The sequence below is a fragment of the Citreimonas salinaria genome, assembly GCF_900107235.1.
In the GTDB taxonomy this organism is placed as follows: domain Bacteria; phylum Pseudomonadota; class Alphaproteobacteria; order Rhodobacterales; family Rhodobacteraceae; genus Citreimonas; species Citreimonas salinaria.
Window position 1 is genome coordinate 172,714 of record NZ_FNPF01000004.1, and the last position, 26,227, is coordinate 198,940.

Annotated in this window: 24 protein-coding genes and 1 tRNA gene; 13 read left to right on the forward strand and 12 right to left on the reverse strand. The window is 67.6% G+C overall.

The genetic code is table 11. The features are described 5' to 3' along the window. Positions 1-167: 167 nt before the first annotated feature. The 3 genes from BLW27_RS06895 to BLW27_RS06905 all read right to left on the reverse strand — a co-directional run bounded on the left by BLW27_RS06895 (position 168) and on the right by BLW27_RS06905 (position 2,985). The gene (locus BLW27_RS06895; RefSeq protein ID WP_089881354.1) at positions 168-1,160 is read right to left on the reverse strand and encodes an MBL fold metallo-hydrolase; all 993 of its coding nucleotides are present in this window, start codon (positions 1,158-1,160) and stop codon (positions 168-170) included. Positions 1,161-1,228: 68 nt separating this feature from the next. Further along, the gene (gene rsmD / locus BLW27_RS06900) at positions 1,229-1,786 is read right to left on the reverse strand and encodes a 16S rRNA (guanine(966)-N(2))-methyltransferase RsmD (RefSeq protein ID WP_089881357.1); all 558 of its coding nucleotides are present in this window, start codon (positions 1,784-1,786) and stop codon (positions 1,229-1,231) included. Then, complete coding sequence (locus BLW27_RS06905; RefSeq protein WP_089881360.1) at positions 1,783-2,985, reverse strand: NAD(P)/FAD-dependent oxidoreductase; 1,203 nt, start codon at positions 2,983-2,985, stop codon at positions 1,783-1,785. The genes rsmD and BLW27_RS06905 overlap by 4 nt, the downstream gene beginning before the upstream one ends. 77 nt (positions 2,986-3,062) lie before the next feature. Here BLW27_RS06905 and BLW27_RS06910 point away from each other — a divergent pair, with 77 nt between their 5' ends. Next, positions 3,063-3,551 carry a peroxiredoxin gene (locus BLW27_RS06910; protein WP_089881363.1) on the forward strand — a complete coding sequence of 163 codons (489 nt, stop codon included), beginning with the start codon at positions 3,063-3,065 and terminating at the stop codon, positions 3,549-3,551. Positions 3,552-3,623: 72 nt separating this feature from the next. Here the strand turns inward: BLW27_RS06910 and BLW27_RS06915 are convergent, their stop codons facing one another. Continuing rightward, complete coding sequence (locus BLW27_RS06915) at positions 3,624-5,030, reverse strand: sensor histidine kinase (RefSeq protein ID WP_089881365.1); 1,407 nt, start codon at positions 5,028-5,030, stop codon at positions 3,624-3,626. A 438-nt stretch (positions 5,031-5,468) separates the two neighbouring features. Next, positions 5,469-5,783 (reverse strand): DUF1244 domain-containing protein, encoded by a 315-nt coding sequence (locus BLW27_RS06920; RefSeq protein ID WP_089881370.1) that lies wholly within the window; start codon positions 5,781-5,783, stop codon positions 5,469-5,471. 432 nt (positions 5,784-6,215) lie between these two features. On the opposite strand from BLW27_RS06920, the gene pyk reads away from it, so the two are divergent. The 6 genes from pyk to BLW27_RS06950 all read left to right on the forward strand — a co-directional run bounded on the left by pyk (position 6,216) and on the right by BLW27_RS06950 (position 14,876). After that, on the forward strand, positions 6,216-7,661 hold the full coding sequence (gene pyk / locus BLW27_RS06925) for a pyruvate kinase (protein WP_089881373.1): 1,446 nt from the start codon (positions 6,216-6,218) through the stop codon (positions 7,659-7,661). Positions 7,662-7,811: 150 nt separating this feature from the next. Beyond that, on the forward strand, positions 7,812-8,012 hold the full coding sequence (gene rpmI, locus BLW27_RS06930; protein ID WP_089881376.1) for a 50S ribosomal protein L35: 201 nt from the start codon (positions 7,812-7,814) through the stop codon (positions 8,010-8,012). A gap of 15 nt (positions 8,013-8,027) precedes the next feature. Further along, positions 8,028-8,393: a 50S ribosomal protein L20 gene (gene rplT, locus BLW27_RS06935; protein WP_089881379.1), complete on the forward strand. Its 366-nt coding sequence runs from the start codon at positions 8,028-8,030 to the stop codon at positions 8,391-8,393. A gap of 230 nt (positions 8,394-8,623) precedes the next feature. Then, entirely contained in the window at positions 8,624-9,697 is a 1,074-nt protein-coding gene (gene pheS, locus BLW27_RS06940) for a phenylalanine--tRNA ligase subunit alpha (protein ID WP_089881383.1), read from the forward strand. Positions 9,698-9,769: 72 nt separating this feature from the next. Next, positions 9,770-12,166, forward strand: a complete 2,397-nt coding sequence (pheT, locus tag BLW27_RS06945) for a phenylalanine--tRNA ligase subunit beta (protein WP_089881386.1) — start codon at positions 9,770-9,772, stop codon at positions 12,164-12,166. A gap of 556 nt (positions 12,167-12,722) precedes the next feature. Next, positions 12,723-14,876 carry a putative bifunctional diguanylate cyclase/phosphodiesterase gene (locus BLW27_RS06950; RefSeq protein WP_089881389.1) on the forward strand — a complete coding sequence of 718 codons (2,154 nt, stop codon included), beginning with the start codon at positions 12,723-12,725 and terminating at the stop codon, positions 14,874-14,876. Between the two features lie 74 nt (positions 14,877-14,950). On the opposite strand, the gene BLW27_RS21935 is transcribed toward BLW27_RS06950, so the two are convergent. Both BLW27_RS21935 and BLW27_RS06955 read right to left on the reverse strand, forming a co-directional pair. Then, positions 14,951-15,082 carry a hypothetical protein gene (locus tag BLW27_RS21935; RefSeq protein WP_281242727.1) on the reverse strand — a complete coding sequence of 44 codons (132 nt, stop codon included), beginning with the start codon at positions 15,080-15,082 and terminating at the stop codon, positions 14,951-14,953. Between the two features lie 230 nt (positions 15,083-15,312). Then, positions 15,313-17,001 carry an acyl-CoA dehydrogenase family protein gene (locus BLW27_RS06955; protein WP_089881392.1) on the reverse strand — a complete coding sequence of 563 codons (1,689 nt, stop codon included), beginning with the start codon at positions 16,999-17,001 and terminating at the stop codon, positions 15,313-15,315. Between the two features lie 146 nt (positions 17,002-17,147). On the opposite strand from BLW27_RS06955, the gene BLW27_RS06960 reads away from it, so the two are divergent. Beyond that, the gene (locus tag BLW27_RS06960) at positions 17,148-17,912 is read left to right on the forward strand and encodes a sulfite exporter TauE/SafE family protein (RefSeq protein WP_089881394.1); all 765 of its coding nucleotides are present in this window, start codon (positions 17,148-17,150) and stop codon (positions 17,910-17,912) included. Positions 17,913-18,027: 115 nt separating this feature from the next. Here BLW27_RS06960 and BLW27_RS06965 read toward each other — a convergent pair whose 3' ends face one another. Next, positions 18,028-18,495 (reverse strand): GAF domain-containing protein, encoded by a 468-nt coding sequence (locus tag BLW27_RS06965; RefSeq protein ID WP_089881397.1) that lies wholly within the window; start codon positions 18,493-18,495, stop codon positions 18,028-18,030. Positions 18,496-18,594: 99 nt separating this feature from the next. Further along, complete coding sequence (locus BLW27_RS06970; protein WP_089881400.1) at positions 18,595-19,767, reverse strand: thiolase family protein; 1,173 nt, start codon at positions 19,765-19,767, stop codon at positions 18,595-18,597. Between the two features lie 116 nt (positions 19,768-19,883). Here BLW27_RS06970 and BLW27_RS06975 point away from each other — a divergent pair, with 116 nt between their 5' ends. From BLW27_RS06975 to ggt, 3 genes are all read left to right on the forward strand, one after another. After that, positions 19,884-20,219 (forward strand): STAS domain-containing protein, encoded by a 336-nt coding sequence (locus BLW27_RS06975; RefSeq protein ID WP_089881906.1) that lies wholly within the window; start codon positions 19,884-19,886, stop codon positions 20,217-20,219. 13 nt (positions 20,220-20,232) lie between these two features. Continuing rightward, complete coding sequence (locus BLW27_RS06980; RefSeq protein WP_143042217.1) at positions 20,233-20,688, forward strand: ATP-binding protein; 456 nt, start codon at positions 20,233-20,235, stop codon at positions 20,686-20,688. 202 nt (positions 20,689-20,890) lie between these two features. After that, entirely contained in the window at positions 20,891-22,477 is a 1,587-nt protein-coding gene (gene ggt, locus BLW27_RS06985) for a gamma-glutamyltransferase (protein WP_089881407.1), read from the forward strand. 181 nt (positions 22,478-22,658) lie between these two features. Here ggt and BLW27_RS06990 read toward each other — a convergent pair whose 3' ends face one another. The 3 genes from BLW27_RS06990 to BLW27_RS07000 form a co-directional block, all read right to left on the reverse strand. Next, entirely contained in the window at positions 22,659-24,029 is a 1,371-nt protein-coding gene (locus BLW27_RS06990) for a glutamate--cysteine ligase (protein WP_089881410.1), read from the reverse strand. 195 nt (positions 24,030-24,224) lie between these two features. Further along, a tRNA-Ala gene (locus tag BLW27_RS06995) sits at positions 24,225-24,300 on the reverse strand. Positions 24,301-24,392: 92 nt separating this feature from the next. After that, entirely contained in the window at positions 24,393-24,719 is a 327-nt protein-coding gene (locus tag BLW27_RS07000; RefSeq protein ID WP_089881413.1) for a TIGR02300 family protein, read from the reverse strand. Positions 24,720-24,821: 102 nt separating this feature from the next. Here BLW27_RS07000 and BLW27_RS07005 point away from each other — a divergent pair, with 102 nt between their 5' ends. Next, entirely contained in the window at positions 24,822-25,514 is a 693-nt protein-coding gene (locus BLW27_RS07005) for a M48 family metallopeptidase (RefSeq protein WP_089881416.1), read from the forward strand. A 57-nt stretch (positions 25,515-25,571) separates the two neighbouring features. Then, a complete protein-coding gene (locus tag BLW27_RS07010) occupies positions 25,572-26,222 on the forward strand; it encodes a GntR family transcriptional regulator (protein ID WP_089881419.1) in 651 nt (216 codons plus the stop codon). The last annotated feature ends 5 nt before the right edge of the window (positions 26,223-26,227 follow it).

The window sequence follows — 26,227 nt, forward strand, 5'->3', positions numbered from 1 at the left end:
GCGACGTCCCGTGCATGAGCGGGGCCGACGTCGCGCCCGATTGGGCGTCCGAGGCCGATCCTTTTCACGCTCGGACGCGCCGCGCGACCAGGCGGGCGGCAGCGCCTCCGCAGCGCTGCTTTTCCTGCTGGTCGGCCTCGGGTTCCAGATCCGGCGCCGTGCCCCCCTTACCAGCGCCAGAGCGCCGGAATGAAGCGGTAGGCGTCGCCCTCGGGCTTGACGTGGCCCACGCCGGGGAACGGGAAGTGGTAGCCTAGCACGGCCATCTCTTCTGTCGCTGCCATCTCCAGCAGCCGGCGCCGGGTTTCCACGGTCTGTGCGCCGTCCATGTCGAATTCGTTGTACCATTCGGGGTGAACGAAGTTCGTCCAGACGTGGCTCATGGCGTCACCCAGCGCCAGCAGGGGGCGGTCACCGGTGTCGACCAGCACCGACATGTGGCCCGGCGTATGGCCGGGTGTGTCGATGACGCGGATGCCGGGCGCGACCTCGTGGTCGTTCTCCATCAGGGTCCAGTCGGCGCCATCGACCTCGATGGAGTTCCTGGCCCCAAGCACGAATTGCTGCATCTCGGCCGGAACCTGGTCGACCAGCCCGTCCTGCATCCAGTAATTGCGCTCGGCGCGGCCAATGAAGTATTGCGCGCCGGGCACGATCGCTTCGTCGAAGCCGTCGCGCACGCCCCAGATATGGTCGGGATGCGCGTGGGTGATGATCACGTGCGTGATGCTGTCCCGGTCGATGCCGGCCGCCTCCATGTTCTCCCACAGGCGCCCTGCGGTGGGCAGGAACCGGTCGCCCGAGCCGACGTCGACCAGCACCTTGGCGTCGCCGCGTTCGATCAGCAGGTGGTTGGTGTGCGAATAATTCTGCTCGGTCGACAGGGCGTAGGAGCCAAGAAAGGCGCGCACTTCGTCGCGATCGGCATTTACCGCCAGGCCCGAGACCGGCAATTCCAGGTGCCCGTCCGAAATGACGGTCAGCGTGGCATCGCCCAGGGTGAACGAGAAGTGCGCCGGATTGCCGGCAGGCGGTGGCCCGAGTTGCGCCCGCGCGGCCACCGGAAGGGTCAGCGCGGGCATGGCGGCGGCCATCGACAACAGGTCACGGCGGGTCGGTCTGTAGATCACGGCATCCTCCCTGAATTCACGTATTCGCATAAGAGCGTAGCATCTGACGGGAAAAGCGCCACGCGAAATCTTGCGGACATGGGCGCCGGGCGGCGCCCTTACTCAGCGCGCAGAAGTGAAACCGTCGTGTCGCCGTAGCGCCGGGACTCGAGCGCCCGGAACCCCTCGGGCGCGATCTGCGGCACCGAATCCTCCCAGACGACCAGCGCCTCGGGCGCGATCCAGCCACGCGCGCGCGCCGCGGCAAGCGCCGGCGCGCCCAGACCCTTGCCATAGGGCGGGTCGAGGAAGATCAGCGTGCAAGGCGCATCCGCCGCGGGCAGGCGCGCGGCGTCGCGCGCGATCAGCTGCGTCTGTCCCGCCACGTCCAGCGTAGCGATGTTGTTGCCCAGCAGGCGGCCGGCGACGCGCCCGTCATCGACGAAGGTAACGTGCGCCGCGCCGCGCGACAGCGCCTCGAGCCCCAGCGCGCCGGTGCCGGCGAACAGGTCGAGGACGCGCGCGCCCGCGACCGGCTCTCCGAAGCGGCCGCCCTGCAGCATGTTGAACAGCGCCTCGCGCACGCGGTCGGTGGTGGGACGAAGATGCGCGGCGGCGTCGCCCTTGCCCAGGGCGGCTAGCTTGCGGCCCCGGTGCGTGCCGCCGACGATCCTCATGCCTTCAGCAGCGCCTTGAGGTCCGTGTCAGGGTCGGCCACGGCATCGGGATCGGGCGACTTTCCCGCCTCGATCAGCCGCTTTCCAACCATGTAGGCGCGGCTGTCGTTCATCGCGTCGATCGCCAGCAGCCTGTCGCCCGCGTAGTACCAGTGCGACCGGCCCGCGCCCTCGCGCACCACGACGCGGTCGTAGCCGGTGTTCAGGCCCGCGATCTGCAGCTTGACGTCGTACTGGTCCGACCAGAACCACGGCGCGGCGCGGTAGTCGCGCGCCTCACCCATGAGATTGTCGGCTACCAGTTCGCCCATGTCGATCGCGTTGCCCACCGATTCCAGCCGCATCGCACCGTCCGTGCCGGGGAAGGACGCGCAATCCCCCGCCGCCCAGACATGCGGATCGCTGGTGCGGCCCTGCGCGTCGACCGCGATGCCGTTCTCGACCCGCAGGCCGGCGGCTTCGGCCAGCGCGGTGCAGGGGGCGATGCCCACGCCGACCACGACGAAATCGACGTCCAGCGTTCTGCCGTCGCTCAGCAAGGCGCCCGAGACATGGCCATCACCGGTCAGGCGCGCCAGCCTGGTCCCCTCTCGGATGGTGACGCCGTGGGATTCGTGCAGGGCGCGGAACCAGGTGGCGGTCTCGGGGGAGGCGACGCGCGACAGGATGCGATCGGCGGCCTCGACCAGCGTGACCTCCAGGCCCAGTTTCGCGGCGACCGCCGCGGCTTCGAGCCCGATATAGCCGCCGCCGACGACCAGCACCCGGGCGCCCTTGGTGAAGCGCGGCGCCATCGCGTCCACATCGGCCAACGTGCGCACCACGTGTACGCCGTCCAGATCGCCGCCGATCTTGGCCGGCAACCGCCGCGGAGCCGAGCCCGTGCACAGGATGAGGTCGCCATACGGGACGGTGTCGCCGCCGGCGGTCACGGTTCGCGCTTGGGTGTCGATTGCCGTCACGGGTTCGCCCAGTTTCAACGTCACCGCGTTGTCGCGATAGAAGGCCTCCGGCCGCAGGAACAGGCGGTCCAGCGCCATGTCGCCCAGCAGGTAGGTCTTGGACAGGGGCGGGCGCTGGTAGGGCGGCACGGGTTCGTCGCCGATCAGCGTGATCGACCCGTCGAAGCCCTTCGCGCGCAGCCGCGCCACCGCCGAGGACGCCGCCTGTCCACCGCCCACGATCACCACATCCGCCATCGTTGCCTTCTTTCCCTTTGACAGGCAGACCCTATAATTTCGTGCCACAGAGTTGCAAACCAAAGGAACGGACCGGAATGAGCATTTCAGTGGGACAGGCGCTGCCGGAGGCGACGCTGGTGCGGATGGGTCCTGAAGGGCCCGAGCAGGTCAAGCTGGGCAGCTTGACCAAGGGCCGCAAGCTGGCGATCTTCGCGGTGCCTGGCGCCTTCACGGCGACCTGCTCGATGGCGCACGTCCCCAGCTTCATGCGCACGCGCGACCAGTTCATGCAGAAAGGCGTGGACGAGATCGTCTGCATCTCCGTCAACGATCCGTTCGTGCTGCAGGCCTGGGGCGAAAGCACAGGGGCTACGGATGCCGGCATCACGATGCTGGGCGATCCGGAATCGACCTTTACCACGGCGATCGGCATGGACTTCACCGCGCCGCCAGTGGGCCTGATCGCGCGGTCCAAGCGCTATGCCATGCTGGTCGAGGACAACGTGGTGAAGGTGCTGCACGTGGAGCAAAGCCCCGGCACCTGCGAGGCGACCGCGGGCGAGTCCCTGCTGGCGGAGGTCTGAAGGGCAGGCGGAGAGGAGGGGCTGCTCGTCCGCTCATCGGACGTCACGTGCGCCGTGCCGCCTCTCTGCCGCTCATGACTCCCCGGCAGCCTGCGCCTGTACCGCGTCGAGGGGAATCCGAAACGACACCTTCAGCCCCTCCGGTCCGAAATCCCGGTCGACGCTGCCGCCGAACTGCAGGTTGATCGATCGGTCGATCACAGTGCTGCCGAAGCCGCGGCGCGACGGTGGTCGAACCGGAGGGCCGCCGCTTTCGACCCAGTCGATCCAAAGAGAAGGCGGGGCTTCGCCGTTCTGTATCTTCCACGCGACCTTCAACTCGCCTTTGGCGCGACTGAGCGAGCCATACTTGGCCGAATTCGTCGAGAGTTCATGGAACACCAGCCCCAGTGCAGTCGCGGCCTGCGGGGATAGCCGTACCACCTCTCCCTCAATGTCGACGCGGCTCCGCTCGGAGCCGGCATATGGCGTCAGTTCGGACCTCAGCAGTGACCGCAATCCGACCGAATGAAAGCCCTCCTTCATCAGAAGCGCGTGGTTCTGCGCCACCGCGGACAAGCGCGACTGCAGCGAGCTTTGCAAATCGTCGACGCTGTCACTGTGCGCGGCGCTCATCCGTACGAGCGACTGAGCGACCATCATGATGTTGCTGATCCGGTGACTCAGTTCCTTCGTCAGCAACTCGCGCTGTTGTTCTGCTTTCCAGCGGCGCGTCACGTCGAAGCTCACGCCGATGATCCTTTTGCCTCCGTTCCCGGCTTCGATTGCGGTCCCCGTCGAAAAAATCCGTTTCGTAGTCCCACCCACATCGAGGCCGAACTCGCACTCGAAGCTCGAAACCTTCTCGGAGCTGTCCGAAAGCGCGCGCTGCAGGCGCGGAAGATCTTCCGAACAGACAAGGTCGAACGCGCGTTCGACAGAAACTGAACCCTCGCTTTCGAAGTCGAACAGTCTGCGCGTTTCCGCGTCCATTGCCACCTCGTCTCGGTCGAGGTCCCACTCCCAAACGCCCATCCGCCCGCTTTCCAGCGCCAAGCGCATCCGCCGCTCGCTTTCCTCCAAGGCGCTAGACTTCTCCTCGAGTTGCCGTTCAAGAGCCCTGCGTTCAGAGATGTCTCGAACGACCGCCGTCAGGACCGTTTCCCCTTCGATTTGGCGACGCGAGAGCGACGCCTCGACCGGGAATTCTTCGCCATTTGCGCGGCGTCCCCAAACCTGGCTTCGATGCCCCATGAGTATGTGGGCCTCGCCCGCTTCGTCAGCGAAACCGGCGACAAGCGCGGCATGCCCGGCGCGGAACCGTTCGGGCAGGAGAATATCGAGCGTCTTTCCCACGATGTCTTGCGCCGCGTATCCGAACATGGCTTCGGCCGGCGGACTGAAGAAGACTATTCGCCCGGTTGCGTCGGCGCTGATGACCGCGTCAGCGGCAAGGGCCATGGCTTCGATGGCGCTGATTGTCGAAACAGAGTTGGGCAACTGCAGATCCGTAGACAAAGGTGCCGGCGGTAGAAGCCGCCACACATGACTGAGTACAACCGGAACCGGTGCCGGCAAATTTAAAGGCGGCGCCACGTGTCGGACGCCCCTGTCCTTTCGCTTGCGCCGTGGCACATGGCAAATTCATGCATGACACGGGCGTCATCGGTCAAGACCGGGTGCGTCGGAGACCCGCCTCAGCGGGCTTTCCGCGTCCCCGCCTGCCCGTATCGAACCCGTCCGGTGGTCGTTCCGCCTCTCGGCGAACTCTGCCAGCCGTGCGCCGGCCAGCACCGAGCCGACGGAAGGGGCCAGGGAGCGCCCCGCCAAAGACAGCGGGCCTAAAACCCGCCGACATCCGCGGACGCGAACATGACGCGGGCGCTGACGGCCCGAGTACAGCCGATCGCCAGCGCCCCCCTTTGCCAACGCCGTTGGTCAGCCCTTGTCGGTCACGTTCTCCTTGAACGCCTTCTGGAATGCCGCCTGCTGTTCAGGAGTGGCGTCAGCCTGGCTTTGCGCCTTCCACTGGTCGTAGGGCATGCCGTAGAAGATCTCGCGCGCGTCTTCCTTGCCCATCTCGATGCCGCGCTCGGCCGCGGCCTCCTGATACCAGCGCGACAGGCAGTTGCGGCAGAAGCCCGCCATGTTCATCAGGTCGATGTTCTGCACGTCGGGGCGGTCCTGCATCAGGTGCTGGCGCAGCCGGCGGAAGGCGGCGGCCTCGAGTTCGGTGCGGGTGGCGTCGTCCATGGGTGTCACTCCTTTGCGGGTGTCGGGTCTGCGATTGTCGGTGCGCGTTCCGGCGGTGCGCGGCCCGCGCCTGCTGGTCATATCGGGGCACTCGGACAGGATGTCGAGCAGCGGATTCCTATGCCGCGGCCCCTGTCGGGCCTCGCTTTCGAGGTGCTAGGCGGTGTATGTGACGGCATCTTCGTCCTTGGCCAGGCGGCATAGGACGTCGCCTCGGCAATGGGAATTGCGGTTATGGCGCTTGCCGTGCTACCGGGAAGCGAAGATCGTTAGCGTTAACGCGGCCAAGGAATGGGTTCGTTAGGTTGAAACCGGCGCAAAGCGAATGAAAATGGTGGCCAAGCGAACATCGTTGGCGACCGCTTGCGCCGTGCGAGGGCACCGGCGCGGTGCCGCGCGGTCGTCCGAAATGCCGGGCAAGGAGACAGGAACATGAAGCGCAACCGAAGAGTGAAGATCGTCGCCACGCTGGGGCCGGCATCCTCGACCTATGAAATGATCCGCCAACTGCACGAGACCGGGGCGGATGTGTTCCGCCTGAACATGAGCCACGGCACGCATGCCGAGATCGCCGAGCGTCACGCGATCATACGGCAGGTCGAGAAGGACCTCGACAGCCCGATCGCCATCCTCGCCGACCTGCAGGGCCCGAAGCTGCGGGTGGGCGAGTTCGCCAACGGCGCCGAGGAGCTGGAATGGGGCGCATCCTTCCGGCTGGACCTCGACCCGACGCCGGGCACGCAGGAGCGGGTCTGCCTGCCGCATCCCGAGATATTCGCCGCGCTGGAACCCGGCGCGCACCTGCTGGTCAACGACGGCAAGCTTCGCCTGCGGGTCGAGGAATGCGCCGAGGATCACGCCAACTGCACCGTGATCGCGGGGGGCACGATCTCGAACCGCAAGGGCGTGAACGTGCCCGACGTGGTGCTGCCGCTGGCGGCGCTGTCGGAAAAGGATCGCAAGGATCTGGAGTTCGTGGCGGGACTGGGCGTCGACTGGCTGGCACTGTCCTTCGTGCAGCGCGCCGCCGACGTCGAGGAGGCGCGAGAGCTGTGCGGCGGCCGCGCGGCCATCCTGTCGAAGATCGAGAAGCCCGCCGCCGTGAAGGCCTTTGAAGAGATCCTGGCCGCGTCGGATGGCATCATGGTCGCGCGCGGCGACTTGGGCGTCGAGCTGCCGGTGCAGAACGTGCCGCCGATCCAGAAGCGCCTGGTCCGCAAGTGCCGCGCCGCGGCCAAGCCGGTGATCGTGGCGACGCAGATGCTCGAGTCGATGATCGAGAGCCCGATGCCCACCCGCGCCGAGGTCAGCGACGTCGCCACCGCGATCTACGAGGGCACGGACGCCATAATGCTGTCGGCGGAATCCGCGGCCGGGAAGTACCCGATCGAAGCGGTGGCCACCATGGACAACGTCGCCCGCGAGGTCGAGAACGACCCGACTTATGCCGAGGTGATCGAGTCGAGCCGCATGGCCAACCGCGAATCGGTGGCCGACGGAATCGTCGCCGCCGCGCGGCAGATCGCCGAGGCGACCGACATCAAGGCGATCTGCTGCTTTACCTCGTCGGGCGGGACCGCAGCGCTGGTCGCGCGCGAACGGCCTTGGGTGCCGATCATCGCGCTGACCAGCCTGCGAGGCACCGCGCGGCGACTGTCGCTGACCTGGGGCACGCATTGCGTGATGACCGGCGAGCTGGAGCGCTTCAAGCAGGCGGTGGTCAACGCAGCTCGCGCCGCGCGCGCCGAGGGTTATGCCGACGTGCACGACCAGATCGTCGTCACCGCCGGGGTGCCCTTCAACACCAGCGGGACCACGAACATCCTGCGCGTCGCGCCCTGCGACGAGCGACTGATCTACCGCACCGATCCCGGTTGATCGGCCTTGGGGGGCAACTGGCCGAGGAATCGGGCCGTCCCCCGCTTGCCAAGCGCGCCGCATGTGCCTATACGGCGCCTCTGATCCGCGCGGCCGGCCGAAGTGGCATGCCGAGTCGCGCGATGCGGGTCGAACGAGAAGGAGACCGAAATGCCCAAGATGAAGACCAAGTCGAGCGCCAAGAAGCGCTTCAAGGTGAGCGCGACCGGCAAGGTCATCGCCGGCCAGGCCGGCAAGCGCCACGGCATGATCAAGCGCACCAAGAAATTCATCCGCGACGCGCGCGGGACGACTGTCCTGAGCGAACCCGACGCCAAGATCATCAAGGGCTTCATGCCCTACGACCGCTGAGAAGGAGGATAACAGATGTCCCGAGTCAAAGGCGGAACCGTCACCCACGCACGTCACAAGAAGGTCATCAAGGCGGCGAAAGGCTATTACGGCCGTCGCAAGAACACCTTCAAGGTCGCGGCCCAAGCGGTCGACAAGGCCAACCAGTACGCCACGCGCGACCGCAAGAACCGCAAGCGCAATTTCCGCGCGCTGTGGATCCAGCGGATCAACGCCGCCGTGCGCATGCATGACGAAAGCCTGACCTATTCGCGTTTCATCAACGGCCTGTCGCTGGCCGGGATCGAGGTGGACCGCAAGGTCCTCGCCGATCTCGCCGTGCACGAGCCCGAGGCGTTCAACGCGATCGTCGACCAGGCGAAGGGCGCGCTGGCGGCCTGAGCCGTTCAGCCCCTGTCGAATGAGATGGCCGCGCCTGCCGGGCGCGGCCTTTTTCGTGCGTGTTGCCAGAAGGGGCGGGGCTGCGCCCCGCGCCGGTTCAGCCCGTTTCCGCCTTCGGCGGAGTCCGGGCCGCTGGCGCCCGGCCGCGTGAGGTCTGCGCCACGGCGAGCGGCAGGCTTGCACCTTCCCGCCCGTATGGTAGCTAGCGCCCGACCGGGATGGAGCGTGCGATGGAAGACCTGCGGAAGAAGTATCTCGACCTGATCGGTGCCGCCTCGGACGAGGGCGCGCTGGAGTCGTTGCGCGTGCAGGCCGTCGGCAAGAAGGGCGAGATCAGCCTGAAGATGCGCGAACTTGGCAAGATGAGCCCCGAGGAGCGCCAGACGGCCGGCCCCTCGCTCAACGCGCTGAAGGACGAGATCAACACCGCCTTGGCCGCCAAGAAGGCCGCGCTGGGCGATGCCGCGCTGAACGAGCGGCTGCAGGCTGAATGGCTGGACGTGACGCTGCCGGGCCGGACCCGGCGTGCCGGCACGATCCACCCGATCAGCCAAGTGACCGAGGAGGTGACCGCGATCTTCGCCGACATGGGCTTCGCCGTGGCCGAAGGCCCGCAGATCGACAGCGACTGGTACAACTTCGACGCTTTGAACATTCCCGGCCACCACCCGGCGCGGGCCGAGATGGACACGTTCTACATGCACCGCGCCGAGGGCGACGCCCGCCCGCCGCACGTGCTGCGCACCCATACCTCCCCGGTGCAGATCCGGTCGATGGAGAAGCAGGGCGCGCCCATCCGCGTGATCGCGCCGGGCCGCGTCTACCGCGCCGACTACGACCAGACGCACACGCCGATGTTCAACCAGATCGAGGGGCTGGCGATCGACCGCGACATCTCGATGGCTAACCTCAAATGGGTGCTCGAGGAGTTCTTCTCGGCGTTCTTCGAGGTGGACGGGATCAAGACCCGGTTCCGCGCCTCGCATTTCCCGTTCACCGAACCCTCGGCCGAGGTCGACATCCAGTGTTCCTGGGTCGACGGCCAGCTGCGCATAGGCGAGGGCGACGACTGGATGGAGGTTCTCGGCTCGGGCATGGTGCACCCGAAGGTGCTGCAGGCGGCGGGCGTCGATCCATCGCAATGGCAGGGCTTCGCCTTCGGCATGGGGATCGACCGGATTGCGATGCTGAAATACGGCATTCCCGACCTGCGCGCCTTCTTCGACAGCGACCTGCGCTGGCTGCGGCACTACGGCTTCGCCTCGCTGGACGTGCCGACGCTGCATGGCGGGCTGAGCCGCTGAGTTTCGGGCCGACACGGCCCTGCCGATTGCCGCGGGCACGATGCGCCCGACCGACCTGATAGGACCCGACCGATGAAATTCACCCTTTCCTGGCTGAAGGACCACCTTGACACGACGGCAAGCGTGGACGAGATCACCGACGCGCTGACGGACCTGGGCCTTGAGGTCGAGGGCGTCGAGAACCCGGCCGAGCGGCTGTCGGCCTTCACCATCGGCAAGGTCCTGCGCGCGGAGAAGCATCCCGACGCGGACAAGCTGCGCGTCTGCACCGTGCAGACCGACACGGGCGAAAGCCAGATCATCTGCGGTGCGCCCAACGCGCGCGAGGGGATCACCGTCGTCGTGGCCAAGCCGGGGACCTACGTGCCCGGCATCGACACGACGATCCAGGTCGGCAAGATCCGCGGCATCGAGAGCCACGGCATGATGTGTTCCGAGCGCGAGATGGAGTTGTCCGAGGAGCATGACGGGATCATCGAGCTTCCCTCGGGCAAGATCGGCCAGCGCTTCACCGACTGGCTGGCGCAGAACGATCCGGCGAAGGTCGACCCGGTGATCGAGATCGCCATTACCCCGAATCGGCCCGATGCGCTGGGCGTGCACGGCATCGCGCGCGATCTGGCTGCGCGGGGGCTGGGCACGCTGAAGCCGCTGAAGGCTGAGAGCGTGCCGGGCACCTACCCGTGCCCGGTGGCGGTGACGATCGAGGATGACGCCAAGGACGGCTGCCACGTCTTCGCCGGCCGCCTACTTCGTGGCGTGAAGAACGGACCCAGCCCGAAATGGCTGCAGGACCGCCTGCGGGCGATCGGGCTGCGGCCGATCTCGGCGCTGGTCGATGTCACGAATTTCTTCACCTACGATCGCAACCGCCCCCTGCACGTCTTCGATGCGGACAAGGTGGCCGGCAGGTTGCGCATCCACCGTGCGCACGAGGGCGCCACGCTCACCGGCCTCGACGAGAAGGAATACGCCTTCCACGGTGGCGAGGTCGTGATCTCGGACGACAACGGGATCGAGAGCATCGCGGGCATCATGGGCGGGCTGGCCACTGGCTGCACCGAGGAGACGGTGAACGTCTTCCTCGAGGCCGCCGTCTGGGACCACGTGCAGATCGCGCATGCGGGCCGTGGGCTCAAGATCAACTCGGACGCGCGGTATCGCAACGAGCGTGGCATCGACCCGGCCTACAACCGCCAGGCGGTCGAGGATGCGGCGGCGATGATCCTCTCGCTGTGCGGCGGCGAGGCGTCCGAGGTCACGGTCGCGGGCGTAGCGCCCCACACCGACCGCGCCTACAGGCTGGACCCGGCGCGGGTTGTCAGCCTCGTCGGCATGGACATTCCCGAGGCCGAGCAGCGCGCCACTCTGGAGGCACTCGGCTTCCGGCTGGAGGGCGACATGGCGCATGTGCCGTCCTGGCGGCCCGATGTCATGGGCGAGGCGGACCTGGTCGAGGAGGTGGCGCGCATCGCCTCGCTGACCAAGCTGGAGGGCAAGCCGATGCCGCGCGCGCGGGCCGGCGTGCCGAAGCCGATCCTGTCGCCGATGCAGCGGCGCGAGCAGGCGGCGCGGCGGACCTCGGCGGCGCTGGGCTACAACGAATGCGTGACCTACAGCTTCATCGATGCCGAGGCGGCGGCGCTGTTCGGCGGCGGCGACGACGCGACGATGCTTGCCAACCCCATCAGTTCCGAGATGAGCCACATGCGCCCCGACCTGCTGCCGGGGCTGCTGCGGGCGGCGGCGCGCAACCAGGCGCGCGGGTTCATGGACCTGGCGCTGTTCGAGGTCGGCCAGGCCTTCTTCGGCGGCGAGCCGGGCGAGCAGCGCCTGCAGGTTGCAGGGCTTCTGGTCGGGCGAACCGGGCCGAAGGACGTGCATGGAGGATCGCGGCCGGTGGACCTGTTCGACGCCAAGGCGGATGCCGAGGCCGTGCTGGCCGCGATCGGCGCGCCGGCGAAGATGCAGGTGCTGCGCGAGGGCCCCGAATGGTGGCACCCCGGCCGGCACGGGCGCTTCTGCCTGGGACCGAAGAAGGTGCTGGGCGTCTTCGGAGAGTTGCACCCCAAGGTGCTGCGCGCGCTGGACGTGAAGGGGCCGGCAGTGGCCTTCACCCTGTTCCCCGAGGAGGTGCCACTGCCGCGCAAATCGGGCTCGACCCGGGCGGCGCTGACGCTGGCGGATCTTCAGCCGGTCGAGCGGGACTTCGCCTTCGTGGTCGATGCGGACGTGCAGGCGCTGGACGTGGTCAACGCGGCCGCGGGGGCGGACAAGGCGCTGATCGAGAGCGTGCGGATCTTCGACGAGTTCATCGGCGGCAGCGTCGGCGAGGGCAAGAAATCGCTGGCCGTGACGGTGCGGATGCAGCCCGTGGAAAAGACCCTGACCGAGAAGGACATCGAGGCCGTGGCCGCGAAGATCGTCGAGAAGGTCGGCAAGGCCACGGGCGGCACGCTGCGGGGGTGAAAGCGGGTGTCCCACGGTGGGACACCCTTGTGACCTAGCGAAATCAATGGCTTGCAGAGACGGATTCACCGCGCGTTAACGTTCCGGGATCCCGAGCCGCGCCGGCACCGGTCGCATCGCGCCTGCGCTTTTTGAGCGAGGGAACGGCGTGCAGACGTGTCGGCTCGGTCCGCCTTCGGCGGCAATGGTCGGTTTCGCCGTCGCGCGGGCGTTCCGCACGCGGGGCGGAAGGACGCGAAAGGCAGCGTGCAATCCTGCGCCGGTGCGTGTCGAACCCGACACAGGTCCGCGCCCGGCTTCGCGTTGCGCCTGACCAACAAGATTCGATTAACGTTTTGCGTGGTAACACTGGTTTAATGTCACTTTCATATATCCATGATGGGTTTGGAGCGTGACCGATGCGCCAGGAACGAATGAAGAGCGGCGCCTGCACGGACCCGCTGATCACGTCCATCATGCGTGCCGGCACTTCTTCATCGGCGCGACAGAGGATCACTGCCGTCAGTCAGCGCCTCTTGTCACTGCCGGGCATCGAGTCCGCCAGCGGGAATAGTCGATGAAGAGGCCTGACGGCACCGAACTCTCGAACGTCCCCGACGATCGCGCCAGGCAACCCGAGGGCGAGCCCTTCTGGGAAACCGCTGTCCTGAGTGCGAACCAGGCCGTCTGGGACCATGATTTCGAACTCAACCGGCACCATCTGTCAAAGACTTGGCGTGACCTGCGTGGCATGAGCGCCGACGATCATATTCACACCAACACAGAAGCCTGGTTGAAGACGGTTCACGAGCACGACGTTGCCCATATCGTCGAAGAGTGGCAGCGGATCGACAGCGGGGAAACCGATGTCATCAACTACAAGTTCCGTCAGCGGCACAAGGACGGGCACTGGGTCTGGTTCCTGAGCCGCGGACGGGTTGTGCGCCGGAATGCCGAAGGGTTGCCGGTGCGCATCGTCGGAACCGACACCGACATCACGGACATCAAGACGGTCGAGCTTGAAAGCCAGCGGATGGCGCAACGTCTGGACGTGGCCATGGGGGCTGCGGGTATGGGACGCTGGGAGTTGAACGTCGAAACCGGGCAGGCCTATTGGGACGACCGCATGCTGCAAATGCTGGCCATCAAGGACGGGATCCACAACAGGCCCGGAGACGATTGGCTGCAATTCGTTCATCCCGACGATCGCGCCGAAATATACCCGTACTTGAGTGACTGCGTCGCGAAACGACAGGATATCGCCCGGGATTACCGCGTGCTCACCGCCGAGAGAGAAACGATCCACATCAGGGCGCGGGCGAAATACGTCGACGATCTTGGATCGGGCCCGCATTACTATGGCGTGAATTTCGATATCACCCGCGACAAGCTGCAGGCCGAGGAGCTGGAAAGAGCGAGGGCGCTGCTCGAGCACGAAAGCCGTCACGATGCGCTGACGGGGCTCGCCAATCGCAGGAAGCTGGACGAGGTCTATCTGGAGAATGCCCGGCATAACAGCGGGGCCGTCGCCGTGCTGCATTTCGATATCGACCATTTCAAGCAGATCAATGACACGCTGGGGCACAATGCGGGCGATGCGACGCTTAGACATGCCGCGGATGTCCTGATGCGAAAGGCACCTGACAAGGCCCTCGTCTCCCGTGTCGGTGGGGATGAATTCGTCGTGCTGTTGTTCGATGCCCCGGACGATCAGGCCCTGCAACTTGTCGCGGAAGACTTCATCCTGGAGATGTCGCGCCCCTTCCACTATGGCGCGCAGAAATGCAGTATCGGCACGAGCATCGGGATCGCGAGATGCGCAAGCCCGCGCGACTTCGACGAAAACCTCTTCATCAACGCCGATCTCGCGCTCTACGAAGCCAAGAAGGCCGGTCGGGGGCGTTACCGCTTCTACTCGTCTTCGATGAAAGAGGAAGCGCGCAGGCGGAAGAGGTCGTTCGACGCGCTGACCGCCGGCGTCGAGAAAGGCGAGATCACCTGCCATTACCAACCGCAATTCGATGCCGTCACGCTGGAAGTCAGCGGCCTTGAGGCGCTCGTACGGTGGGAGAGCGAGAAATTCGGCCTGATGATGCCGCAGGAGTTCCTGCCTGTCGCGGAAGACATGGGGATCTTGCCGGAGTTCGACGATCTGGTGCTGCGCCGGGCCCTGCACGACATCCGGACGTGGCACAACGCCGGGCTTCACGTGCCGCCGGTCTCGGTGAACGTCTCGGCGACCAGGCTGAAAGACCCGATGCTTGGAGAGCAACTGGGCACCCTGGACCTGCCGCCGGGCATATTGTCGTTCGAATTGCTGGAATCCACGTTCCTGGATGCGCGGAACGAGGTGATCGAGAAAAACCTCGCCGCGATAAACGCACTGGGAATAAGCATCGAGATCGATGATTTCGGCAGCGGCCATGCGTCCATTGCCAGTCTTCTGGAGATCGCCCCGGCGAGGCTCAAGATCGATCGTGCTCTCATTCGACCGATCGTCGATTCCGAGCGTCAACGGGAGCTGGTGAGAACCATCATCGGGATCGGGCACATGCTCGGGATCAGGGTCGTCGCGGAGGGCGTGGAGACCGATCCGCATATCCAAATCCTGCAGGAGATGAACTGCTGTTTTCTGCAGGGCTTCGGGTTGGCGCGCCCGATGGACAGCGCGAATGTCGCGCATTTCCTGTCGAGGGCGGCGCCGAGCGCAAGAGCAGGTCGCGAAGCGTAGAGACGGACCGGGCTTCCTGGGAAGCAGGCCGGGCAGGGGGCGGGCGGGGCCGCGGCGCCCGCCCGGCCGAGGCTCTAGCGGGTCTTCTTCTCGCCCAGCGAGAGCGGTTTGACCGCGCCAGAATTGGCGGTCGCGAGGACCTTTGCCTTTTCCTGCTTCGGCTTCTTCACTTCCTTGTTTCCGCGCCTGTTGTTGCCTTTTCCCATCACGACCTCGCATGGTGAATCCGGTCCGGCGACATGCCGGACGGGCCGTATCCTCAGGAAAATCAGGGTTGCCTGGCGGGCCTGGTGCCCGTCGCCAGGGCGATGACTCTCGATGAGCCGCGCGCGGCGCCCGTCGGCGCCGTCGCGTCTGTCGAAAGTATGCCTGTCCGGGCGGCCCCGCAAGAGCCTGCACGGGCGCGCGGGGGCTGGACGCGAAATATTCGTGGCGCCTATCCCAGCAGGCGGCGGGCGATGACCTGGGCCTGGATCTCGGCGGCGCCCTCGAAGATGTTGAGGATGCGCGCGTCGCACAGGATGCGGCTGACCGGGTATTCCAGCGCGAAGCCGTTGCCGCCGTGGATCTGCAGCGCGTTGTCGGCCGCGGCCCAGGCGACGCGGGCGCCCAGCAGCTTGGCCATGCCGGCCTCGAGATCGCAGCGACGGCCGTGGTCCTTCTCCCACGCCGAGAAGTAGGTCAGCTGGCGCGCGATCATGATCTCGACGGCCATCATCGCCAGCTTGCCGGACACGCGCGGAAAGTCGATGAGATTGCGGCCGAACTGCTTGCGGTCGAGCGCGTATTGCATCCCGGCGTCCAGTGCCGATTGCGCGACGCCGATGGCGCGGGCGGCGGTCTGGATGCGGGCGCTCTCGAACGTCTCCATCAGCTGTTTGAAGCCGCGACCCTCGGTTTCGCCCAGCAGGTTGTCGCCGGCGACGCGGAAATCGTCGAAGTTGACGGTGTATTCCTTCATGCCGCGATAGCCGAGCACCTCGATCTCGCCGCCGGACAGGCCCGGATCGACGAAGGGTTCTTCGTCGGTGCCGGGGGTCTTTTCGGCCAAGAACATCGACAGGCCTTTGTAGTCGTCGGTGCCGGGCGCGGTGCGCGCGAGCACGGTCATCACGTGGGTGCGCGCGGCGTGCGTGATCCAGGTCTTGTTGCCGTTGAGCACCCAGTCGCCGTTGTCGTCACGCGTTGCCCTCGTACGCAGGCTGCCGAGGTCCGAGCCGGTGTTGGGTTCGGTGAAGACGGCGGTGGGCAGGATTTCCCCGGAGGCGAGGCCCGGCAGCCACTTTTCCTTCTGCGCCTGCGTGCCGCCGGCGATGACCAGCTCGGCCGCGATCTCGGACCGGGTGGCGAGGGAGCCGACGCCGATATAGCCGCGCGAGAGTTCCTCGGACACGACGCACATCGATGCCTTGGACAGGCCCAGGCCGCCGAATTCCTCGGGGATGGTCAGGCCGAAGACGCCCATTTCCGACAGCTCCTCGATGATCTCCATCGGGATGAGGTCGTCGTTGAGGTGCCAGTCGTGGGCGTGGGGGATCACGCGGTCGGTGGCGTAGCGGCGGAACTGCTCGCGGATCATGCCGAGTTCGTCGTCGAGACCGGTATGGCCGACGGTGATCTCGGCCATGCGGTCCTGCATCAGCGCCACGAGGCGCGTGCGGGCGGCCTGGCTGTTGGCTTCGGTCATCAGGCGCTTGACCGGATCGGTCACCAGCGCGGCGGATTTGTCCGCGTCGAGGCCGAGGTCGTGCAGGCGGACGATCTCGGCCTGGTTCATCTGGATGCCGCCGGCGATCTGCGACAGGTATTCGCCGAAGGCGATCTGGTGGATCAGCGCCTCGACCTCGCCGAATTTCCCCTGCTCGGTCAGGCGCTGCGCCCAGGCCTGCATCTGGCGCAGCGACTCGAGGTAGGTTGCCAGCCAGGCAAGCCCGTGGGCGGAGGTCTGCTCCGCCTCGATCAGCGCGCCCGAGACGCGGCCGCCTTCGGTGACGCGCGCGCGCACCGCGTCGCGGGCGGCGGCGAAGATGCCTTCCACCGCGGGCAGTGCCGCCGCGGTCAGCGACAGCAGGTCGGGCAGGATCGCGTCGGTTTCAGGGGTGTCGAGGCTTTGTCCGTCGGCCATGATCTCGTCCTTTTCCTGTCGGGTCCCGGCTTAGCGCCTTCGCAGGTGCAGCGCAACTTTTTTGCGAATGATGCCTCTTAATGTTCCGGTTCTTGCGTCGTAATTTTGCGGATGCGGCGGGCGAAGACGCAAGGTAAAGCGCAGGAATGGACCTGCCTTTTCCCGATCTGACGCCGCTTGCAATCGCACTTTCGCTGGGCATCACGCTGCTGGCGGGCGTGGTCAAGGGCGTCGTCGGCTTCGCGATGCCGATGATCATGATCTCGGGGCTGTCGAGCGTGCTGGCGCCCGAGGTGGCGCTGGCGGGCCTGATCCTGCCGACGCTGGTCACCAACGGGATGCAGGCGCTGCGGCAGGGGCCGCGGGCGGCCGCGGGCTCGATCACGCGGTTCCGGCTGTTCCTGCTGGTTGGACTGGTGGCGCTGCTGATCTCGTCGCAGCTGGTCGCCGTGCTGCGGACCGAGGTGATGCTGCTGGCGATCGGCGTGCCGGTGGCCGGCTTCGCCTGCCTGCAGTTGGCGGGCTGGCAGCCGCGCCTTGGCGGCCAGACGCGCGGGCTGGACATCGGCATTGGCGCCTTCGCCGGCTTCATCGGGGGGCTGTCGGGCGTCTGGGGGCCGCCGGTGGTGGCGTACCTGACCGCGATGGACACGGAAAAGCGCGAGCAGATGCGCATCCAGGGCGTGATCTATGGCCTAGGTGCGGTGGCGCTGACCTTCGCGCACATGCTGTCGGGGGTTTTCGACCGGGCCGGCGCGGTGTTCTCGGCCATGCTGATCGTGCCGGCCGTGCTGGGCATGTGGCTGGGCGGCAAGGTGCAGGACCGCATCGACCAGCGCGCATTCCGGCGCGCGACGCTGGTGGTGCTGCTGGTGGCGGCGGCGAACCTGATCCGGCGGGCCTTGTTCTAGGCGCGCGTGCGGGTCGAGCCAGGCGCGGATGGTCGTCCGGTGGCGCGAGTTGCCACGCCGATCTGAACGAACCTTTCCACGAGATGCCCTGCCTGCTCGGAGGCGCCGTGAGCGTCTAGGCGTCGGCGGCCTGCCGCGCGAAAACCGAATCGAGGATCGCCTGAAGCGCCGTCGCGTCGGCGGCGGTGAAGGCGGCGGGACGGTCGCTGTCGATGTCGAGCACGGCGATCAGGCGCTCGGCGCCATCGCGGACCGGCAGCACGATTTCCGACCGGGTCGAGGACGCGCAGGCGATGTGGTCGGGAAAGGCGTCGACATCGTCGACCAGCTGGACCTCGCCCGTGCGGGCGCAGGCGCCGCAGACACCGCGGTCGAACGGGATGACCAGGCAGCCATGCCCGCCCTGGTACGGCCCGATCTTCAGCAGGCCGGGCTCGGTCACGCGGTAGAACCCGGTCCAGTCGAAGCGGTCGTCCGCGTGGTGAAGCTCGCAGGCGAGGGTGGCCATGAGCGCCACCGCGTCGGTCTCGCCCTCGGTGAGGGCGGCGATGGTCTTGGTCAGGGTGGCGTAATCGGCTTGCATGGCGCGCCTCTTGTCTGCTGTGGGCGTGAGGGACCGGCCCCTCGCGCTCTGCGGGTTTTCGGCGGAGTGAGCGGGCGGGGCCGGCTCTGCGGGTGAGGATCAGGGGCGCTCGATCGCGATGGCGGTGCCTTCGCCGCCGCCGATGCAGATCGCCGCGATGCCGCGCTTCAGCCCGCGCGATTCCAGCGCGTGCAGCAGCGTGACCATGATCCGGGCGCCCGAGGCGCCGATCGGGTGACCCAGCGCGCAGGCGCCGCCGTGCACGTTCACCACATCGCGCGGCAGGCCCAGTTCGCGCATGAAGGCCATGGGCACCACGGCGAACGCCTCGTTGACCTCCCACAGGTCGACGTCCGAGACGCGCCAGCCCAGCCGGTCGAGCAGCTTGCGGGCCGCCGGCACCGGCGCGGTCGGGAAGTCCTTGGGCGCCTGCGCGTGGCTGGCATGGCCGAGGATGCGGGCGCGCACCTGCGCCTCGGCCCTGTCGGCGGCCTCGCGGGTGGACAGGATCAGCGCCGCCGCACCGTCCGAGATCGACGAGGAATTGGCCGCCGTCACCGTGCCGTCCTTGCGGAAGGCGGGCTTCAGCGTCGGGATCTTCTCGGGGCGGGCGCGGCCGGGCTGTTCGTCGGCGGTGATTACGTCCTCGCCGGTGCGGGAATGGATCGTGACGCCGGCGATCTCGGCCTTGAAGAGGCCCGTGCGCTCGGCCTCGAGCGCGTTCGACAGCGAGGCCAGCGCGTAGGTGTCCTGCGCCTCGCGGGTGAACTGGAACGCCTCGGCGCAATCCTCGGCGAAGGTGCCCATCAGGCGGCCCTTGTCGTAGGCGTCTTCCAGCCCGTCGAGGAACATGTGGTCGATGACCTGGCTATGCCCGATCCGCGCCCCGTCGCGCATCTTGGGCAGCAGGTAGGGGGCGTTGGTCATGCTTTCCATGCCTCCCGCGACGATGGTGTCGGCATGGCCCAGCGCCAGCCGGTCCCAGGCCATCATCGCGGCCTTCATCCCCGAGCCGCACATCTTGTTGAGCGTGGTGGCCGGCACCTCTTCGCTCAGGCCCGCCTTGAAGCCCGCCTGCCGCGCCGGGGCCTGACCCTGGCCCGCGGGCAGGACGCAGCCCATCAGGAGCTCGTCGATCGCCGGCGCGCCGGCGCCCTTCAGCGCGGCGCGGATCGCGACGCCGCCCAGTTCGGCGGCAGAGGCACCCGAAAGGGCGCCCTGAAAGCCACCCATCGGCGTTCTGGCGGCACCCGTGATCACGACGTCCTGCATGCGATGTCCTCCGGCTTGCTTGGGCACGACCCGGGCAGAGCCGCGCGCTGGCGCAAGAATACCGAAATGTAACCATTGGGGTCTAGGGTCCAAGTGGTATGAGTTGCGAGGTTGCGATGAAACTGAACGGGCGCCAGCTGGGCGATGCCTACCTCGTGACGGTCGACGTGCCGCGCATCGACGCCGCCGTGGCGATCCGCTTCCGCGAGGAGATGCGGGAACAGATCGAGGCGTCGACCGGGACGCTGATCCTGGATCTCGGGCCGGTCGGGTTCATCGATTCCAGCGGGCTGGGCGCGATCGTCGCGGCGATGAAGCTGATGCCGAACGGCCGCCGGATGGAACTGGCCGCGCTCGGTCCTGTCGTCGACAAGGTGTTTCGCATGACCCGGATGGATTCGATCTTCCGCATCCACGCCTCGGTCGACGAGGCGACGGCCGCGCACGGCTAGGCTTGCGGCGGGCGTGAAACCTCCTTCCGGCAAGCCCGACCACCACCACAGGGTCGCCGCGCGCCACGAGGCGGTGACCGCGTGCCTGATCGCGCTCCGCGACGAGATGGTGGACGCCCATCCCTTGGCGGCGCGAGACGATGCGTGGGAGATCGTGCTGGCCGAAGCCTGCACCAACATCGTCGAACATGCGCTTGCAGAGCGGCCGGGCGCGGCCTTCACCCTTTCCGCATGGCTGCGCGACGACGCGATGTATGTGCGCCTGCGCGATCGCGGTCTTCCGATGCCCACCGGTTATCCGCCCCCGCCATGCGCCGCGCCGCCGCGCGCCGACACGTTGCCCGAGGGCGGTTTCGGCTGGTCGATCATCGGCCGGCTGTGCCGCCGCGTCCGTTTCGCGCGGCGCGCGGGGGAAAATCGACTCGACCTGGTGATCCCCTTCTTTGCCGCCGCCCGCGCCCGAAAATGACCGACCGACGCCATCGCGGCGCCGGATTCGGACGCGATGTCAGGGGGTGTAGCTGTCATGGCTCGCCTCGGCGTCCCGCCGAAACTGCCCCCGCCGTGCGGGGCGCCGAGGAAATCGCGTTGCGCGCCGGCCGGTCCCTCCACACTCGTTTGACTAGCCCCCGCCGGTGCCTAAGATGCGCGCGACCGACAGGGGAGAGCAGATGCGCGATTTTCAACGACCGGGCCGTTCGGCCGTCCTGGCGAACAACGGGATGTGCGCGACGTCGCACCCGCTGGCCGCGGGGGCCGCGATCGACATTCTCAAGCAGGGCGGCAACGCGATCGACGCGGCGATCGCCGGCGCGGTGGTGCTGGGCGTGGCCGAGCCGCAGATGACGGGCATCGGCGGCGACTGCTTCGCGCTGATCTCGCCCGCCGGGGGCGACGACGTGATCGCGGTCAACGGCTCGGGGCGGGCGCCCGCCGCCGCCGACGCGGCAGCCCTGCGCGAGCAGGGGCACGACACCGTCCCGCTGCAATCGGCGCATGCGGTCACGATCCCCGGCGCGATCGACGCCTTCTGCGCGATGTCCGAACGCTGGGGCAAGCTGGGCCTTTCGGACAGCCTCGCGCCCGCGATGCGCTACATGGACGAGGGCGTGCCTGTCAGCCCGCGCGTCGCCTTCGACTGGGAGGACAGCGAAGACACGCTGTCCGAGAGCGGCCGGCGCCACTACATGCACGCCGACGGGTCGCGCCCGAAGGTGGGCGATGTCTTCCGCCTGCCCGGGCAGGCCGAGGTGCTGCGCCGGATCGCGCAGGACGGCCGCAAGGCGTTCTACGAGGGCGAGGTCGCTCAGGACATGCTGGCCACGCTGAACGCGCTGGGCGGCGTGCATACCGCGGACGACTTCGCCAACGTCGCCTGCACCATCGCCGACCCGATCACCGCGATGTACAAGGAACGCGAGCTGCTCGAGCATCCGCCCAACGGTCAAGGGGTGATCGCGCAGCTGATGCTGAACATGCTGGCGCAGTTCGACATCGGGTCGATGGACCCTTTCGGCGCACAGCGCGCCCATATCGAGGCCGAGACCGCGAAGCTCGCCTACGACGCGCGCAACCGCTTCCTGGCCGATCCCGAGCACATGGGCGGCCGGATCGAGCACCTTGCCGACCTCGAGACGGCAGAGAAGCTGGCCGCGCTGATCGACCCACGGCGCGCGATGGCCAAGTCGCCGACCGCTCTGTCCGAGGCCGTGCACAAGGACACGATCTACATCACCGTGGTTGATCGCGACCGGATGGCGGTGTCGCTGATCTATTCGATCTTCCACGGCTTCGGATCGGGGATCGCGTCCGACAAGTACGGCATCCTTTTCCAGAACCGCGGCGCGGGCTTCTCGCTGGCCGAGGGGCATCCGAACGAGCTGAAGGGCGGCAAGCGGCCGATGCACACGATCATCCCCGCCATGCTGCGCGAGGGCGGGCGCGTGACGATGCCGTTCGGCGTCATGGGCGGGCAGTACCAGCCCAACGGTCATGCGCGGGTGCTGTCGAACATGGTCGATTTCGGCATGGACCCGCAGGCGGCGATCGACGCACCGCGCAGCTTTGCCGAGAAGGGCAAGCTGCAGCTGGAACGCGGATATTCCGACGCGGTCCGTGCCGAGTTGGCCGACATGGGCCACGAGATCGAGACGCCCAAGGTCGCGATCGGCGGCGCGCAGGCGATCCGCATCCACGAGAACGGCGTGCTGGAAGGCGGGTCCGACCCGCGCAAGGACGGCTGCGCGCTGGGTTACTGACCGACGTGGGCGGCGTCCGCGCCGCCCGCCCGCACGGCCGTTCGTGCCATCGCGCACGGCGGACTGCGCGTTCCGCCAGAGCGCCGACGCCGTTTGCCACGGCGTCCGCTTCTTCGTTCGGGTTCAGGGTCTCCGGAAGAGTCCGCCGCAGGCGGGCGGGGGCAGCGCCCCGGCCGCCCGGTCAGTAGCTGTATTCGTCGTAGATGCGGCTCAGGTCGCCATTCCAGTCGCCGTGGTAGCGGCGCAGCAGCTCGTCGGCGGGCACTTCGCCGCTTTCCACGCTTTCCTTCAGCGCGTTGAGGAAATGCGTCTCGTCCGGAACCAGCCCGCCGGCGCCGGGACGGGCGCGGGCCTTCAGGCCGGCCTCGGCGATCTTCAGAACCTCGCGCGCCAGCGCGTGCATCGAGATGCCGTTCACCTCGGCCTGCAGCCCGTCGACCGATGCGGCGACGCGCAGCGCCTCGCGCGTCTCGGCGTCCCAGTTCTTGACCAGGTCCCAGGCCGCGTCCAGCGCGCCCTGGTCGTAGATCAGCCCGACCCAGAAGGCCGGCAGCGCGCAAAGCCGCCGCCACGGGCCGCCGTCGGCGCCGCGCATCTCGATGAACTTCTTCACGCGCGCCTCGGGGAAGACCGTGGTCAGATGGTCCGCCCAGTCCGACAGGGTCGGCTTCTCGCCCGGCAGAGCCGGCAGCTCGCCCTTCAGGAAATCGCGGAAGCTTTGCCCCAGCGCGTCGATATACTTGCCGTCGCGGTAGACGAAGTACATCGGCACATCCAGCACGTAGTCGACCCAGGCCTCGAACCCGAAGCCGTCGTCGAAGGCGAAGGGCAGCATGCCGGTGCGCGCCTCGTCGAGATGGCGCCAGACTCGCGCGCGCCAGCTTTTGTGGCCGTTCGGCTTGCCCTCGAAGAAGGGCGAATTGGCGAACAGCGCCGTCGCCACCGGCTGCAGCGCCAGCGCCACGCGCATCTTCTGCACCATGTCGGCCTCGGACGCGAAATCGAGGTTCACCTGCACCGTGCAGGTGCGCCGCATCATCGTGGTGCCGGCGGTGCCCACCTTCTGCATGTAGCCGTCCATCAGGGCATAGCGCCCCTTGGGCATCAGCGGCATGTCGTCGTGCGACCATTCCGGCGCGGCGCCCAGCCCGATGAAGCCCACGCCGATCTCGTCGGCGATGTCCTTCACGTCGGCCAGGTGCGCGTTCACCTCGTCGCAGGTCTGGTGGATCGTCTCGAGCGGCGCGCCCGACAGTTCCAGCTGCCCGCCGGGTTCCAGGCTGACGTTGGCGCCGTCCTTTTCTAGGCCGATGATCTTGCCGCCCTCGCGCACCTCGGACCAGCCGTGGCGGTCGCGCAGGCCCTCGAGCACCGCCTTGATCGAGCGGGCGCCGTCATAGGGCAGGGGGCGGTGGCTGTCCTTGCAATAGCCGAACTTCTCGTGCTCGGTGCCGATGCGCCACTGATCCTTCGGCTTGCAGCCCGCGGCGAGATATTCGGCCAGCTGCTCATGGCGTTCGATCGGCCCGCCGCCGGATTGAGGGATCGACATGTCTGGGCTGCTCCGGTGTTTCCTGCCGCAAAGGTCTGGATGGGCGCAAAGCCAGCCGGTGTCAATGTGGGCCCCGCGCTGGGTCGGTGCGCGGATTGCGGGACTTCGCGCGCATGCGCAGGGTTCGGCGGCCAAGCGCGCAAGACATGCAGCGGCGGCCGGGTGGCGCGAATCGGCAACGGATCGGAGGGGGGATGGTGGAGCCTAGGGGGATCGAACCCCTGACCTCTTGCATGCCATGCAAGCGCTCTCCCAGCTGAGCTAAGGCCCCATCGGTGCGCCTGTCAGCGCCCGTGTGGGCGGGTGACTAGGCGATGGCGCGGGCGGGATCAAGCGGAAAAATCACCGCCCCGCGCCGTTTTCTCAGGACTCGTCCTTCTCGTCGGACACGTCGGTGATGTCGTCGAGCGACACGTTGTCGTCGTCTTCGTCCTCGAGCACGGTATCGTCCTCGATATCCACGTCGACGTCATCATCGTCCAGCAGATCGACATCATCGTCGTCGTCCTTCTTGGACTTCGCCTTCGACGCCTTGTCGGCTTGGTCTGCGGCGATCATGCTGGCCTTGCCGGTCTGGAGGTTCACCACCTCGCCGGTATAGGGGCTGACGACGGGATCGCGGTTCAGGTCGTAGAACCGCTTGCCGGTCGTGGGGCACAGGCGCTTGGTGCCCCATTCTTCCTTGGGCATGGTGTCCCCTTCAACTGCTGGTCTTGGCACGATCCGCGTCCCCTGCCATAACGGTCGGAAGCTGTCAAAGCCTTAAACGCGGATGCCACGGAAGCCATTCATATGGGACAGATCCGCCTGCCCGGCAACCCCGACATCGACGTCATTCTTCGCCGCTCGGCCCGCGCGCGGCGGCTGTCGCTGCGCCTGTCGCAGCTGGACGGCCGGGTGACGCTGACGCTGCCCCGCGGCGTGACCGAGGCGGCGGGGCTGGCCTTCCTGCGCGACCGCGAGGATTGGCTGCGCGGGCATATCGACCGGCACGAGGGGATGGTCGACGTGACCCACGACAGCGTCCTGCCGATCGAGGGGGTCGAGCGGCGCGTCCAGCCGGGGGCGGGACGGTCGGTGCGGGTCGAGGGCGGCGCGCTGCTGGTGCCGGGTGCTGCGGCCGATGCGGGCGCGCGCCTGCGCGGCTGGCTGCGTGCCCGAGCACGCGACCGGCTGGCCGAGGCCTCAGACCGCCACGCGGCAGCACTTGGCCGCGGCTACGCGCGGCTGACGCTGCGCGACACGCGCTCGCGCTGGGGGTCGTGCACGGCCGATGGCGGGCTGATGTATTCATGGCGGCTGATCCTCGCCCCGCCCGAGGTGCTGGACTACGTCGCCGCGCACGAGGTGGCGCACCTGGCGCAGATGAACCACTCGCCGGCCTTCTGGGCGGTGGTCGAGCGGCTTTACGGCGACTGGCGCGCGCCCCGGCGCTGGCTGCACGACAACGGCGCGACGCTGCACCGCTACCGTTTCGACACCTGATCGGGCCGCGCGCGAAGCCGCATTGACGCCGCTCGCGGCTGTGATCACAGTCGCGCCATGCAGGTCCAGCCCCGTATCCCCGACTCGGCCCAATCGGCGCATGACAAGGTCTATCGCGGGCTGCGCACGCGCATCCTGCACGGCCAGATCGCGCCGGGGGCTGCCCTGACGCTGCGCGGCATCGGCCGCGAGTTCGGCGTCTCGATGACGCCCGCGCGCGAGGCGGTGCAGCGGCTGGTCGCCGAGGGCGCGCTGTCGATGTCGTCCTCGGGGCGGGTCGCCACGCCCGAACTGTCGAACGAGCGGATCGAGGAACTGGCCGCCCTGCGCGCCCTGATCGAGGTCGAGCTGGCGAGCCGCGCGCTGCCGCGCGCGCACATGGCGTTGATCGACCGGCTGCAGGCGATCGACCACCACATCGCCGACGTGGTCAGCAACCGCGACGCGGTGGGCTACATCCGCGCGAACCTCGAATTCCACCGCACGCTGTACCTGCGGGCGCAGGCGCCGGCGATGCTGGCCATGTGCGAGACGGTATGGCTGCAGCTGGGCCCGACGATGCGGGCGCTTTACGGGCGGCTGCGCCGGACCGAGCCGCCGCAATACCACCGGCTGATCGTCGCGGCGCTCAAGGCCGGGGACGAGCCCGGGTTGCGGCTGGCGGTGCGCTCGGACGTGACGCAGGGCCTGCGGATGCTGGCAAGCTGAGGCGC

What these genes read in the sequence shown, in the direction of transcription:
- rpmI (WP_089881376.1), top strand. Translation starts at nt 7,812, where the DNA reads ATGCCCAAGATGAAGACCAAGTCGAGCGCCAAGAAGCGCTTCAAGGTG.
- BLW27_RS06905 (WP_089881360.1), bottom strand. Translation starts at nt 2,985, where the DNA reads ATGGCGGATGTGGTGATCGTGGGCGGTGGACAGGCGGCGTCCTCGGCG.
- BLW27_RS06960 (WP_089881394.1), top strand. Translation starts at nt 17,148, where the DNA reads ATGGACCTGCCTTTTCCCGATCTGACGCCGCTTGCAATCGCACTTTCG.
- BLW27_RS07010 (WP_089881419.1), top strand. Translation starts at nt 25,572, where the DNA reads ATGCAGGTCCAGCCCCGTATCCCCGACTCGGCCCAATCGGCGCATGAC.
- rplT (WP_089881379.1), top strand. Translation starts at nt 8,028, where the DNA reads ATGTCCCGAGTCAAAGGCGGAACCGTCACCCACGCACGTCACAAGAAG.
- pyk (WP_089881373.1), top strand. Translation starts at nt 6,216, where the DNA reads ATGAAGCGCAACCGAAGAGTGAAGATCGTCGCCACGCTGGGGCCGGCA.
- BLW27_RS07005 (WP_089881416.1), top strand. Translation starts at nt 24,822, where the DNA reads ATGGGACAGATCCGCCTGCCCGGCAACCCCGACATCGACGTCATTCTT.
- rsmD (WP_089881357.1), bottom strand. Translation starts at nt 1,786, where the DNA reads ATGAGGATCGTCGGCGGCACGCACCGGGGCCGCAAGCTAGCCGCCCTG.
- BLW27_RS06895 (WP_089881354.1), bottom strand. Translation starts at nt 1,160, where the DNA reads ATGCGAATACGTGAATTCAGGGAGGATGCCGTGATCTACAGACCGACC.
- pheT (WP_089881386.1), top strand. Translation starts at nt 9,770, where the DNA reads ATGAAATTCACCCTTTCCTGGCTGAAGGACCACCTTGACACGACGGCA.
- BLW27_RS06920 (WP_089881370.1), bottom strand. Translation starts at nt 5,783, where the DNA reads ATGGACGACGCCACCCGCACCGAACTCGAGGCCGCCGCCTTCCGCCGG.
- BLW27_RS06965 (WP_089881397.1), bottom strand. Translation starts at nt 18,495, where the DNA reads ATGCAAGCCGATTACGCCACCCTGACCAAGACCATCGCCGCCCTCACC.
- BLW27_RS06975 (WP_089881906.1), top strand. Translation starts at nt 19,884, where the DNA reads ATGAAACTGAACGGGCGCCAGCTGGGCGATGCCTACCTCGTGACGGTC.
- BLW27_RS06970 (WP_089881400.1), bottom strand. Translation starts at nt 19,767, where the DNA reads ATGCAGGACGTCGTGATCACGGGTGCCGCCAGAACGCCGATGGGTGGC.
- BLW27_RS06955 (WP_089881392.1), bottom strand. Translation starts at nt 17,001, where the DNA reads ATGGCCGACGGACAAAGCCTCGACACCCCTGAAACCGACGCGATCCTG.
- BLW27_RS06910 (WP_089881363.1), top strand. Translation starts at nt 3,063, where the DNA reads ATGAGCATTTCAGTGGGACAGGCGCTGCCGGAGGCGACGCTGGTGCGG.
- BLW27_RS07000 (WP_089881413.1), bottom strand. Translation starts at nt 24,719, where the DNA reads ATGCCCAAGGAAGAATGGGGCACCAAGCGCCTGTGCCCCACGACCGGC.
- pheS (WP_089881383.1), top strand. Translation starts at nt 8,624, where the DNA reads ATGGAAGACCTGCGGAAGAAGTATCTCGACCTGATCGGTGCCGCCTCG.
- BLW27_RS21935 (WP_281242727.1), bottom strand. Translation starts at nt 15,082, where the DNA reads ATGGGAAAAGGCAACAACAGGCGCGGAAACAAGGAAGTGAAGAAGCCG.
- BLW27_RS06950 (WP_089881389.1), top strand. Translation starts at nt 12,723, where the DNA reads ATGAAGAGGCCTGACGGCACCGAACTCTCGAACGTCCCCGACGATCGC.
- ggt (WP_089881407.1), top strand. Translation starts at nt 20,891, where the DNA reads ATGCGCGATTTTCAACGACCGGGCCGTTCGGCCGTCCTGGCGAACAAC.
- BLW27_RS06990 (WP_089881410.1), bottom strand. Translation starts at nt 24,029, where the DNA reads ATGTCGATCCCTCAATCCGGCGGCGGGCCGATCGAACGCCATGAGCAG.